This is a genomic window from Algoriphagus aurantiacus (assembly GCF_035156405.1).
GTDB classification, from domain to species: domain Bacteria; phylum Bacteroidota; class Bacteroidia; order Cytophagales; family Cyclobacteriaceae; genus Algoriphagus; species Algoriphagus aurantiacus.
Genome location: NZ_JAXRUT010000054.1, coordinates 1 through 12,019, shown reverse-complemented (window position 1 = coordinate 12,019; position 12,019 = coordinate 1). Strand labels below are relative to the sequence as shown.

The window sequence follows — 12,019 nt, the reverse complement described above, 5'->3', positions numbered from 1 at the left end:
GAAGAACGAAAGGAAGAAGACCAACAACAGGGTTTTGATTTCTAGTTCAATGCCAAACGCCCCTTACAGGGGCTATTCAAAGCCACCTTCTAAGAAGGTGTGTTTTTTACTTTTAAATGCTTAACACTAATCTTTGACCTTTATCCCCTCAAAGACGGAATTAATAACAGACCACCAGTAAAAATACCCACCGCTAACAAGCGTATCGGGACCTCTAAAAGTAAAGCGAACAAGAAATTTTACTCTGAACCAGTTCCTTCTTTAAGTCTGTGAAAATTTCTCAAAAGGGTTAACTTTTTTTTATAAAATCTTCTTTTAGGTAAAACTTTTTATAGCGAGTAGACTGTTGTGAAGGCAAATTTTGCTGAAATATTATGGAATTAGGAATAAGTACTTTTGCTGAAATTACCCCGAACCCACAGACTGGAAATACTTTGTCTTCTTACGAAAGGATGAAAAATCTTATGGAAGAAATCCAACTTGCAGACCAGGTTGGTTTGGATGTGTATGCCATTGGCGAGCATCATCGTCCTGATTTTGTTGTTTCTTCACCTGCCACAGTTCTGGCTGCTGCTGCTGTTACTACTAAAAATATCAAGCTTTCTAGTGCGGTCACAGTCCTAGGCTCGGAAGATCCCGTTCGGGTATTTCAGCAATTTGCTCACGTGGATTTGTTATCCGCTGGCCGTGCAGAAATCATGGCTGGTAGGGGTTCGTTTATAGAGTCCTTTCCGCTTTTTGGTCAGGATTTGAATGATTACGATGCCATTTTTGCTGAAAAACTTGATCTGCTACTCCAGCTGAATAAGACGGAGAAGGTAAGTTGGAGAGGGAAATTCAGATCTGCGATAGCGAACAGAGGAGTATATCCTAGGCCTTTTCAAAAGGAAATTCCTGTTTGGCTGGCTGTTGGTGGCACCCCACAGTCAGTGGTAAGAGCTGCAGAAAAAGGTTTGCCATTAGCCTTGGCCATTATAGGAGGAAATCCTGATCGGTTTACCTACTTCACCGACTTGTACCGAGAAACTTGGCAGAAGGCCGGTAGAAATGCTGAAGAAATCCAGATTGCTGTTCACTCTCATGGGTTTGTGGGAGAGGATTCACAGCAGGCAGCAAATGACTTCTATGGTCCATATGCATTGGTGATGACTCAATTGGGCAAAGAAAGAGGCTGGCCCGCAATGAACAGAGGACAATTTGATGCTATGCGTTCCAAAGAAGGCTCTCTTGTGTTGGGAAGCCCACAGGAAGTTATTGATAAGATTCTGATGCAACAGGAAATGATGGGGCTGACCCGATATCTTCTTCATTTGAGTGTGGGGACTATGCCACATGACAAACTAATGAAGGCAATTGAGCTTTACGGAGAAGTAGTCGCACCAGCTGTGCGAAAGGCGCTCGGTTATTAGAAAATAATTATCAAAAAAGGAGAGTCAAGCTATGCTGACATCATGATTAAAAAATATTTTTATAAAAGCCCTTTATCAGGGCTTTATGGATCTAAGGCCTTGTGATTTGCGAGAGAGTCACTTCAGGACTGAACACTTCGTTACTTCTATTGAGCGCCCTATCTTGAATCTCCACAGCAATTTGTATAGTATCATTCCTAAAAATAGACTCCCAGCCTGAGGATAGCATCCCGTAGCTGATATTTCCTTCTACGGCCTGACCGATGTCAGTGGTCAAGATTCTGGGAAAACGACCATTAAAGGTGGTATAGTAAGGAGGATCCTGCCATCTGAATTCTGTGAATTGTCCATTTCTCTTGATAAAGAACTTCACGAAAATATTGAACTGATTTGGATTCTGCTTTACCCAAATGGTGTCTTTAACAACCTGGTTGTTCACAATTGGATCTACTAACCAGTCTATAGGATTGTAAGAAGGTGCTTCTGCAGGTCTTGTACTGTATGTGATCAAGTCACCACTGGAATTCCGCTGATATTCCACATCCTGAAAAGGAGGATCATCATCCGTTGCAGATAATCCCAGATCTCCTTCAGCATCCTGAAAGTCAATTCCTATAATCAGGGAATCTGCACCCGAAGTAGGAGCGTAAACGATTGATTCAAAGGTGATTTGGGGTACTGAAGGGAAATTATCCGGTGGATTGATACAGGCTGCCGCGAGGATCAACAAAAAGAATATTCCTAAATAGCTTTTTAAACGCATAGGGCGAAAGTAAATTTACCATCAAATTACACCAATACTTTGATTGGATGATGCAAAATATAAAACGATGCAGGATTTTAAAAGTTTTTCAAGTAGACTAAGTAATTTGAAATCGGAAGAATTTGAAACTCTTGCACTTCAACTTTTTCAATTCCAATCGCAGGCAAATCCGATCTACAAGAAATACCTGAAGGCTCGTAACATACATACGGATTCGGTGAAATCCTTGGATCAAATTCCTTTTTTACCCATTCGGTTTTTTAAAGATCATAAAGTGGTATCAGGAAATACTGCTGATTATACAGACTTTTTCTCTAGCTCTGGTACTAGAGGCATGATCACTAGCCGACATTATATTTGGTCAGAGCAGTGGTACTTAACTCATGCGCAGCACATTTTTGAAAGTATATATGGTCCATTATCTGATTTCCATGTCCTGGCACTTTTGCCTGCATATTTGGAGAGGGAAGGAAGCAGTCTTGTAAGTATGGCAGATCACTTTATTCGTGAAAGCAGATCAGCGCATTCAGGTTTTTATCTATACAATCAAGATGAATTGATAGAGAAAATGGAGATGCTGGCTAGCGATGGAAGAAAGGTATTACTACTGGGAGTAACTTTTGCTTTGCTGGATTTAGCCGAATCAGGGAAGCAATTCAATGCACCTCCAAATCTTGTAGTCATGGAGACAGGTGGCATGAAGGGTAGGAGGAAGGAGATGATCCGGGAGGAAGTTCATGATATCCTCAAGCCATTTTTCGGTGTAGATGTGATTCACTCAGAATACGGAATGACCGAGCTGATGTCTCAGGCATATTCAAAAGGTCAGGGGAAATATATCCTTCCTAACTCGATGCGCGTTATGTTAAGGGATGTCAATGATCCGCTTTCCATTTCTCAGCGATCACAGGGAGGAATCAATGTGATCGACTTGGCAAATTTTCATTCTTGTGCTTTTATTGAAACCCAAGATTTAGGAAGATTTCATGAAAATGGAATGCTGGAAGTACTCGGGAGATTTGACAACAGTGAAATTAGAGGATGTAATCTCTTGGTGCAGTAATTGCTATCTAATTAATAATTGAACATATTTGACCGCATAAAACTTAAAACATGAAAAAATTAGCCACTGCAGCATTATTGATTGGAATTTTAGCTTTGGGAGCATGTGCTTCAAGTAAACCATGTCCAGCTTACGCGAAGGCTCCAACTTCTCAGGACGCCAATAGCTAAAAAAAATACGCCGACTTAATAGTCAGCGTATTTTTTAATGTCCTCTAGGCTAATCTCAGGTTCGCCCAAAATCACCAGTCTTTCTACCACATTTCGCAGTTCACGGATATTTCCAGTCCATGGATATTCCTGTAGTTTCGCCAATGCAGCTTTGCTGAAACTTTTCTTGGCATCTCCATTTTCCTGAGAGAGATCCTCCAAAAATTTATTTACAAGTAAAGGAATGTCATCTTTTCTATCTTTTAGAGCAGGCACCTGAATCAGGATAACACTCAATCTATGGTACAAATCCTCCCGGAATCTGTTTTCTTCAATTTCCTTTTTTAAGTCTTTGTTAGTTGCAGCCAGTACACGTACATCAACTTTAATGTCCTTGTCCGAACCAACACGGTTGATCAGGTTTTCCTGGAGTGCACGAAGTACCTTGGATTGGGCTGAAAGTGACATATCGCCAATTTCATCCAGAAATAACGTGCCGCCTTGCGCCTGTTCAAATTTACCCTGACGCTGCTTGTGAGCTGAGGTGAAAGCTCCCTTTTCATGTCCAAAAAGCTCGCTTTCTATGAGCTCTGAAGGAATGGCTGCACAGTTTACTGCTACAAAAGGCTGAGAGGATCTATTGCTTTTTGCATGCACCCAATGTGCAACAAGTTCTTTACCTGTTCCATTCGGGCCAGTGATCAGAACTCTGGCATCTGTAGGAGCCACTTTTTCAATTGTTTCCTTCACCTGATGAATGGCTGCTGATTCTCCCACCATGTCCAGTTTTTTGGAAAGCTTCTTCTTGAGAACTTTAGTCTCTGTTACGAGATTCTTCTTCTCCAAAGCATTCCTCACAGTAAGCAAGAGTCTGTTAAGGTCAGGAGGTTTTGGGATAAAGTCGAAAGCACCTTTCTTGGTCGCTTCTACAGCAGTTTCTATGCTGCCATGAGCCGAGATCATAATGAACTGAGGTGATTTCTCGAGAGCCTTTGCTTTTTCCAACACTTCTATACCATCCATTTTAGGCATTTTCACATCGCAGAGAACCAGATCGTAATCTTCTTCTTGCAGTTTTGCCAAGCCTTCTTCTCCATCTTGGGCTTCGGTAACAATGTATTTCTCGTATTCTAAAATTTCGCGTAATGTAGCGCGGATGACTTTTTCGTCATCGATGATCAGTATTTTCGACATAGTTTCAATATAAAATAAAAAAGTGCAAGTCTATAAGCCGGGTTCTGTTTCCTCATCTGTTTCCAGAATCAGTTTCTTGCCATTTATCTAGTCCCAACTTCGCAATTGGGATCCATCGATCTACCCATTCCGCATAAAAGCGAGCAACTTTTTTCGGAACTAAATCCGACGCGGAACCTATTTGATCTTTCAACCCATAAGGTTTGCCATGCCTCTGACATCACTGCCGGAGCGGTGGGCTCTTACTCCACCTTTTCACCCTTTCCCATCGACTTGCCTGAGCTCGCCGAAAGGTGGTTTATTTTCTGTTGCACTGGCTGTAAACTGACCGTCACCAGTCAGCCCCCTTCCCGTTAGGAAGTATGGCGCTCTATGTTGCCCGGACTTTCCTCCCCGATAACTATCGGGGCGACAAGACGACTTGCACGTTGCAAAGTACGGTAATTTCTAGCTATCGGTTTTATAAATGTGGTGTAGGAAATTATCGATAATAAATGTGATATCGTAAGTCGTTCTTTTTCTGAGGCTTTTGACTTATCTTTTTCACATGGATAGTAGGAAAAACAAGAAGTTTAGAAGACTTATTAGACTGATCAATTGGTATCCACCGTATTTGTTTTCAGGGATTAAGGTGATCGATTATGCAGCCGATTTCTCCATGTTTCGCACCAAACTCAAACTTACATGGTACAATCGGAATCTGCTGGGCACCGCTTTTGGAGGTTCTCTATACGCCATGTGTGATCCGTTTTTTATGTTTATCATCATCACTCAGCTCAATGATGACTATATAGTCTGGGATAAGACCGCAAGTATTGAATTTGTAAAACCTGGAAAGGGAACTGTTTATGCAGAATTCAAACTCTCACCGGCCCAGATTTCTGATATCAAAATGGCGGTTGATCGTGATGGCAAGGGAGTATTTGAATTTCCTTGTGAAGTAAAAGATGGGGAAGGAAATATCATTGCCAAGTTGCAAAAAGGAGTCTATGTCAGAAGAAAAGACTTAAGGAAGCCGAATGCCTAATTTTCGATTGCTTACCTTTGCAGTCTAACAAAGAATACCATGATTATAGTAGGGGATACCGTGCTTTCGGATGACATTAAAGAGAATTTTTTCGTCTGTGACCTTGAGGCTTGCAAGGGTGCTTGCTGTGTGGAAGGTGACGCTGGCGCTCCTTTGGAAGACGAGGAGACCAAAATCATCGAAGACATTTACCCTATCGTCAAAGACTACATCACCGAAGAGGGTCGTCAGGCTATCGCAAAGCAAGGAACTTGGGTTTTCGATAAGGATGGCGACAAGGGTACTCCAACTATCGGGGACAACAGAGAATGTGCTTATGCCTTATATGATACAAGAGGAATTCTGAAATGCGGAATTGAGCAGGCTTATCTGGATGGGAAGATTACCTGGAAAAAACCTATCAGTTGCCATATGTATCCGATCCGGATTACCAAATACGATCAATTTGATGCGCTGAATTATGATCGCTGGCATATCTGCGATCCAGCCTGCCAACTTGGATCCAGCCTAAAAGTCCCGATTTACAAATTCCTGAAAGATGCTCTCATTCGTAAATATGGGGAGGCATGGTATGCGGAGTTGGTGGAGGAAATTGAGGGTTGAAATTAATTTGAGATTAGAGATTTTCAAAATCATTCTTATCGCTTCTGCTATTTTCTATATTTTTAGGATCATGTGCCAAAGAATATAAAAAAAGTTGATGGTTTAATAATAGATGTTAAGGCAGTTAATGGGCCGGAAGGTATTGGGTTTCGATCCGGCTATAAATTTCATTAGTTTGATTCTTCTTGCAAGAAATCAAATCCCCTTTCGATGATCTGTGGGAAAATAAACGCCACTAAAATTGGAGTTTTGTGGCGTTTAGCCACCCAAAATCAGAAGATAAACGCCATTTTATGGCTACAATAAATAAGTTACCTTCAAGCATAACCAACGACAGTACAATGAACGAACAATTACAAAATGACTTATTACAACTTGACAATTTACTTGAAAAAGTAAAAGAACAAGGACTTGAATATTTGAACAATATTTCGGACAGACAAACGTCCACCAAAAACACAATAATTGGAAAACCGAATTTGTCTGTAAACGGTTTGGGGACGATAGATACTCTTAAACAATTCAATGAAAGGTTTGAACCAATAATTGTTTCTACTTCTGGACCTCGTTTTTGGGGTTTTGTAACAGGGGGTTCAACACCTGCTTCTATCATCGGAGATTGGCTAACTTCAATTTATGACCAAAACACACAAGCCACAAAAGGACAAGGCGATATTTCGGCAATGATTGAAATAGAAACAATAAATCTACTTTTAGACCTTTTTAATCTTCCAAATGACTTTATTGGCGGTTTTGTTACGGGTGCAACAATGTCAAATTTTACTTGTCTTGCAGTTGCAAGACAATGGATAGGAAAACAATTAGGGAAGGACTTTGCGAGGGATGGCGTTACAGGGAAAATTAATACTATATCCGCATTACCGCATTCTTCTGCAATAAAATCGCTTTCAATGTTGGGAATTGGAAGTAATAATTTTGAGAAAGTTAAAGTTACACAAGAAAATAGGGAAAGTATAGATATTGAAGATTTGGAGGCAAAAATGAAGGAGCTAAACGGACAGCCATTTATACTTATTACAAGTGGTGGAACGGTTAATACCGTTGATTTTGATGACCTGCAAGCAATATCAAAACTTAAAGAAAAGCATAATTTTTGGTGGCATATAGACGGAGCATTTGGAGCATTTGCAGTTTGTTCGCCAAAGCACAAGTATTTAATGGACGGTTGGGAAGATGCCGATAGTATAACAATTGATTGTCATAAATGGTTAAATGTTCCTTACGAAAGTGCAATATTTCTCGTAAAAGAACGATATAAAATTTTGCAAACAGAAACATTCCAAAATTCTAACGCACCTTATTTGGGAAATCCGCTTGACAATTTTAATTATTTGAACTTTTTGCCTGAAAATTCAAGGAGATTAAAAGCCTTGCCTGTTTGGTTTTCATTGAAGGCTTATGGAAAGAAAGGCTATCAAGACATTGTAGAAAACTCAATCGAAATGGCAAATTATTTGGGACAATTCATTGAAAAAAGTTCAGNCAAGGAGATTAAAAGCCTTGCCTGTTTGGTTTTCATTGAAGGCTTATGGAAAGAAAGGCTATCAAGACATTGTAGAAAACTCAATCGAAATGGCAAATTATTTGGGACAATTCATTGAAAAAAGTTCAGCATTTGAATTATTAGCACCAGTAAGACTAAACAATGTTTGCTTTACTTTAAGTGGAGAAGAAAATCAAGATAAGGTTTCCAACTTTTTAACAAACTTAAACGACACAGGAAAAGTATTTATGACACCAACAGTTTATAACGGAAAGAAAGGAATTAGAGCATCGTTCGTAAATTGGCGGACATCAAAGAATGATATAGAAATAGCAACAAAACTAATGACAGAAATAATTAACGAACTGAAATAATGCCAGCAGGTAACAGGCGTTTGGCAAAAAAGCGGGTTCAGTGCTTAAATGAAGCTTTATTTTTCGTATCAAGTTCAGTGTTGGCAGAAAGTTTAGTACTTCGAAATCCGCTTCTTCGCCAAGCGCCAAAACGTTGGCATTAATTTGAAATGAAACTCCTAAATAGAAATAATACGACAGTTTTAAGAACCATTGGTTGGTGGGAATTAAATAGGATTGTTTACAATGTTTATATGTTATTCATTGGATTTTTGAGTTTCTTCATTGGGTATGTGACAATTCCTGTTTTGTATATTTTCATTGGACTCAGTCTGAACATACTTTTTACTATTTCTTGGATTGGTGAATTAGCATTTATTAGACCAATGAAAACCGACAAAGCAACCAGAGTTTACACTAAGACATTTATTTTGATTTTTTACGCATACTCAACTATCAGTGTATTATTATACATATACGTTCCTCAACTACTAGATTGGACTATTGATTTTTGGATAAATTGAAAAAAGACTCCAAAATATCGTTGATATGGGCTTCAATTTATGTCGGGTTCAGCACAATTATGCTTTATACTTTATACCCTTCTGACCCTTTTTCATTCGAAGGTATTTACGACAATATCCTTTATGGAATATTGCTTCTTGCTTCTCTTCCAGGTCAACTTCTTAGTGGTGGTTTAAGGTATGGTGGTATTGACTCTTGGACTACTGAACTTCCTCTAATAGGACTAAGTCAGACTATTAACTTATTGATTTGGTGGAGATTAATACTTTATGTAAAAAGAAAATAAAAAACTAATGTCAACAATGGCTAAGAAAACATAGGGCAGACAAGGCTTTCAGAAAGGTTCGTTCACTTAGTGAACTTTGGTTTCGGTGGACAGGTAATCGCTTCGAAAGCCCTACGTTTCATAGCCTAAACGTTAGCTATCATTAAAATAAATATATGACGAGAATTATTGCATTCGGAATTCTACTACTGTTCTTGGGTGGTTGTAATGAAAAAATCAAACAGGAACAAATCTATTGGTTTGAGAATGGGTTGGAGTCGACGAATGAATTTGAAATTGATTTGTCGAAAGGTTTTATATTAATTCCAATTATAACAGAAAAGGATACATTACAATTCATCTTTGATACCGGAGTAAATCAAATTTTGATTTTTCCAAATGAGCAAACAAATAAACTGAAGTATGTCCAAGGAGAACAGTTAAATTCAAAGGAAGGTGTCCATAACATAGATGGTCGATTTATTCATAATCTAAATTTTCATTTCGAATCAATAAGATTTGAGAATGTATCAGCTATTTTAACTGACATGCAACGCTTTCCTAGAGAATTTAGCACTTATATAGAGCAGATGGGAATAGATGGAATGATTGGGTACGATATTCTTAATGATTTTCCAATACAATTGAATTTTGAATTAGGTAAAGGCATAGTTTATAAGAATTCTAAGGCAATTGATACTAAGTCTGGAAATACATTAGCATTAAGTTTTCATGATAATAAGCCGTACATAAATTGTAAAATAAAGGCTAATAAGAATTCAATCGAAACGATAAAACTTCAGTTTGATTTAGGAAACCTGGGTACACTGGAGCTAATACCCTCAACGATAACTGGTTTTGATATACCTGAAAATGCAGAGAAAAAGGAAGGGTATGGAATATCTGGAAAATATGAAATTTATATCGGAATAACAGAAAAATTCCTGCTTGGGGATATCGAGATTGACAGTATTCCAACAGCATTTTTACCAAATAACATATATTCTGAAAGTGGTAGAAACGGAAAAATAGGACTTGAAGTCATAAAAAAATTCAATTTGACTATTGACTATCCCAATGAAAGACTTATAATAAAAGAATGAATTAAAACGATAGCTAACATTTTGTATAAGTAATGGCAGGCAATGTAGTAAATTTCAAGGTTCGTAGCCCGCTCAAACTGTGTAGCGGTTTGACAGGAAAGTGCCAGAGAATTTATCTTTTTTCGGGAGATTCAATTCAGTTCTTGATGAAAGATTGATAACATGCGTAGGAATTGCCTTTATCATATTTTAGGTTATTGTATTGGTGGTGGTGGTAATGGAGGTGCGGCGTTCTTGTTTTTTTCCCTTGGCGGCAAATTAGACACATCGTTTTCCTCAAACATGGATAGTGGTTTCGCTCTCCTATTTATTATTTCCCCCTCTTTGGCAAAAAGAAAATAGTGGGGGAATTCCCCTTCCCAGCCAAACAACAAAGCGAACTCTTTCTGTAATATGGGGCCTGACTCACCCACAACCAAAAAGCAGTTTTCCTTTTTTAAATTGTATCTCTCTACAATATTGAGCCATTTTGTTTTATCATTTTCGAAAAACAGCCAAATAGGCCTTACTTTTTTCGAGTTGTCCAAATGTCTTGTTTTTGCATAGACAGACATCTCTTCCAGGCAGGGCTTGCACCAGGAACCTGAAAAATCAAGTAATAGATAGGGCTGCGCTGTTGTCTTAAATAGCTCTTCAAAAACGAGCTCTTTGTCATTCACATCAAATAACCGGGCCTCTCTAATTGCATTGTTTATGTATCCCGATTTTTCAGGTCCGAGATGGGGATTCTGATCCAGTTGAATGGCATATTCCTTAAAAGCAGGATAGGTCAGTTTGTCAATAAGCGCTAGTTTTTGTTCTTCACTTAACATTCCGTCATTAAAAAGATTGAGCTGTACATACTGCTTAACGGTTTCATTACAGCCATTGAACTTTTCAAGAATAGATTGTGCGTCTAGATCCATTTCCTTGAAAAAGCTATAGATGGCTTCATATTTTCCCCAAGTCATGATGTTATCAAAATCATCTTCTTGCACACAATAGTATTGAAGGATATTTAGCACACTTTTTTCAATTGCATTTCTTAAAGATTCTTCTTTGGTGTAGGTATAAAGATGCATAATCCTGAACATTAATAGTCGTTCAAACTGGTCTGCACCAAATTTTTTTACAGTTTCAAAAATAGGACTTTTATGTTTCAGGTTGGGGTGCTCTTTGTAAATCAGTTCCGTCCAATTATCGGCCATGGAGCTAAGATGTTCTATAGACAGGGATTCAGCCATTCCATCAGCAGTTTTTATGTTTTTGAGAGAATCGTAAATATTGGACAAATATTTATTGAACGAGGGTAGGATACCGACATTTCTTTGTTTAAAGAATACATTTCCGTGATTAATGTGTAAGGTGTCCTTATAGCGCTCCTTTGTTTGCAATAAGACCTCAAAGTCCATGTTTAAGCTATCTCCCGGCTCTATATATAAAAAACTGAAACCTAGGGACAAATAAGTCGGCTTTTCTATAGCTACTCTTATTACTGTCTTCAGATTGGTTGAAGTATCAATTGAATTGGCGGGGAGAGCAATATACCTAGGACTAAAAAACAGCGGATTATGCTGTGCAAGCGACAAAGATTCCCTGTCAGCATTCTTTTTGAGGTTTATTACAATTGTTGTGTTATAGATTTCCTCCTTCCCCTCTGTAAGCTCTCCTGTATTCTGAGAATAACATGAAATACACCAGATAAACAGGTATGAAAGAATGGGAATTGCCTTATAAAAATCAGGTAGCATATTTTTTAGGGTAAAGTGATTGCAAGTGTGGTTAATAAAAAATTCGTTAAAATAAAAACTTAATCATTTTAAGAATTGCATTCTCGAAAAAAAAATATTTTATGATTTTTTAGGATTCTTAGTTCAGTTGTAAACGATTTAATTCAACTTAGAAATCCACCTGCTTTGCAGGTGGTCATGTGCTAGTAGCTATGCTTATATTTGGGCTATGACCAAATACAGGAAATCAAGCCATGTAGTTTTCAAATGTGATTATCATATTGTTTGGGTCCCTAAATACAGGTTTCGTATTTTGAAGGGTGCGATTAAGGAGTTGGTGGATCAAGATATA

General features: G+C 38.3%; 12 protein-coding genes and 1 other RNA gene. 9 read left to right on the top strand and 4 right to left on the bottom strand.

Annotated elements, in window-relative coordinates; all coding sequences use genetic code 11:
• The first annotated feature begins 374 nt into the window (after nucleotides 1-374).
• Entirely contained in the window at nucleotides 375-1,409 is a 1,035-nt protein-coding gene (locus SYJ56_RS25405) for an LLM class flavin-dependent oxidoreductase (RefSeq protein WP_323839138.1), read from the top strand.
• A gap of 91 nt (nucleotides 1,410-1,500) precedes the next feature.
• On the opposite strand, the gene SYJ56_RS25400 is transcribed toward SYJ56_RS25405, so the two are convergent.
• Nucleotides 1,501-2,172, bottom strand: coding sequence for a hypothetical protein (locus SYJ56_RS25400; RefSeq protein WP_323839136.1), 672 nt, complete (start codon nucleotides 2,170-2,172; stop codon nucleotides 1,501-1,503).
• 67 nt (nucleotides 2,173-2,239) lie between these two features.
• On the opposite strand from SYJ56_RS25400, the gene SYJ56_RS25395 reads away from it, so the two are divergent.
• Nucleotides 2,240-3,235: a long-chain-fatty-acid--protein ligase gene (locus SYJ56_RS25395; RefSeq protein ID WP_323839134.1), complete on the top strand. Its 996-nt coding sequence runs from the start codon at nucleotides 2,240-2,242 to the stop codon at nucleotides 3,233-3,235.
• A gap of 185 nt (nucleotides 3,236-3,420) precedes the next feature.
• Here SYJ56_RS25395 and SYJ56_RS25390 read toward each other — a convergent pair whose 3' ends face one another.
• The gene (locus SYJ56_RS25390; RefSeq protein ID WP_323839132.1) at nucleotides 3,421-4,578 is read right to left on the bottom strand and encodes a sigma-54-dependent transcriptional regulator; all 1,158 of its coding nucleotides are present in this window, start codon (nucleotides 4,576-4,578) and stop codon (nucleotides 3,421-3,423) included.
• A gap of 17 nt (nucleotides 4,579-4,595) precedes the next feature.
• Nucleotides 4,596-5,006: RNase P RNA component class A (gene rnpB, locus SYJ56_RS25385), an RNA gene on the bottom strand.
• 119 nt (nucleotides 5,007-5,125) lie between these two features.
• Between rnpB and SYJ56_RS25380 the strand changes: the two genes are divergently transcribed.
• From SYJ56_RS25380 to SYJ56_RS25355, 6 genes are all read left to right on the top strand, one after another.
• Entirely contained in the window at nucleotides 5,126-5,605 is a 480-nt protein-coding gene (locus SYJ56_RS25380; RefSeq protein ID WP_323839130.1) for a DUF4442 domain-containing protein, read from the top strand.
• Between the two features lie 39 nt (nucleotides 5,606-5,644).
• A complete protein-coding gene (locus SYJ56_RS25375; protein ID WP_323839129.1) occupies nucleotides 5,645-6,208 on the top strand; it encodes a DUF3109 family protein in 564 nt (187 codons plus the stop codon).
• 293 nt (nucleotides 6,209-6,501) lie between these two features.
• The gene (locus SYJ56_RS25370) at nucleotides 6,502-7,830 is read left to right on the top strand and encodes a pyridoxal phosphate-dependent decarboxylase family protein (protein ID WP_323839127.1); all 1,329 of its coding nucleotides are present in this window, start codon (nucleotides 6,502-6,504) and stop codon (nucleotides 7,828-7,830) included.
• The gene (locus SYJ56_RS25365) at nucleotides 7,730-8,086 is read left to right on the top strand and encodes a pyridoxal-dependent decarboxylase (protein ID WP_323839125.1); all 357 of its coding nucleotides are present in this window, start codon (nucleotides 7,730-7,732) and stop codon (nucleotides 8,084-8,086) included. The genes SYJ56_RS25370 and SYJ56_RS25365 overlap by 101 nt, the downstream gene beginning before the upstream one ends.
• Nucleotides 8,087-8,648: 562 nt before the next feature.
• Entirely contained in the window at nucleotides 8,649-8,876 is a 228-nt protein-coding gene (locus SYJ56_RS25360) for a hypothetical protein (protein WP_323839123.1), read from the top strand.
• A gap of 155 nt (nucleotides 8,877-9,031) precedes the next feature.
• Nucleotides 9,032-9,958 carry a hypothetical protein gene (locus SYJ56_RS25355; protein ID WP_323839121.1) on the top strand — a complete coding sequence of 309 codons (927 nt, stop codon included), beginning with the start codon at nucleotides 9,032-9,034 and terminating at the stop codon, nucleotides 9,956-9,958.
• 194 nt (nucleotides 9,959-10,152) lie between these two features.
• On the opposite strand, the gene SYJ56_RS25350 is transcribed toward SYJ56_RS25355, so the two are convergent.
• The gene (locus tag SYJ56_RS25350; RefSeq protein ID WP_323839118.1) at nucleotides 10,153-11,688 is read right to left on the bottom strand and encodes a TlpA family protein disulfide reductase; all 1,536 of its coding nucleotides are present in this window, start codon (nucleotides 11,686-11,688) and stop codon (nucleotides 10,153-10,155) included.
• A gap of 208 nt (nucleotides 11,689-11,896) precedes the next feature.
• On the opposite strand from SYJ56_RS25350, the gene SYJ56_RS25345 reads away from it, so the two are divergent.
• Nucleotides 11,897-12,019 (top strand): transposase (locus SYJ56_RS25345; RefSeq protein WP_323839140.1); only part of this gene is annotated, 123 nt, incomplete at its 3' end.

Coding starts and splice junctions, on each gene's coding strand:
- SYJ56_RS25395 (WP_323839134.1), top strand. CDS start 2,240: ATGCAGGATTTTAAAAGTTTTTCAAGTAGACTAAGTAATTTGAAATCG.
- SYJ56_RS25405 (WP_323839138.1), top strand. CDS start 375: ATGGAATTAGGAATAAGTACTTTTGCTGAAATTACCCCGAACCCACAG.
- SYJ56_RS25390 (WP_323839132.1), bottom strand. CDS start 4,578: ATGTCGAAAATACTGATCATCGATGACGAAAAAGTCATCCGCGCTACA.
- SYJ56_RS25355 (WP_323839121.1), top strand. CDS start 9,032: ATGACGAGAATTATTGCATTCGGAATTCTACTACTGTTCTTGGGTGGT.
- SYJ56_RS25360 (WP_323839123.1), top strand. CDS start 8,649: ATGCTTTATACTTTATACCCTTCTGACCCTTTTTCATTCGAAGGTATT.
- SYJ56_RS25375 (WP_323839129.1), top strand. CDS start 5,645: ATGATTATAGTAGGGGATACCGTGCTTTCGGATGACATTAAAGAGAAT.
- SYJ56_RS25380 (WP_323839130.1), top strand. CDS start 5,126: ATGGATAGTAGGAAAAACAAGAAGTTTAGAAGACTTATTAGACTGATC.
- SYJ56_RS25400 (WP_323839136.1), bottom strand. CDS start 2,172: ATGCGTTTAAAAAGCTATTTAGGAATATTCTTTTTGTTGATCCTCGCG.
- SYJ56_RS25350 (WP_323839118.1), bottom strand. CDS start 11,688: ATGCTACCTGATTTTTATAAGGCAATTCCCATTCTTTCATACCTGTTT.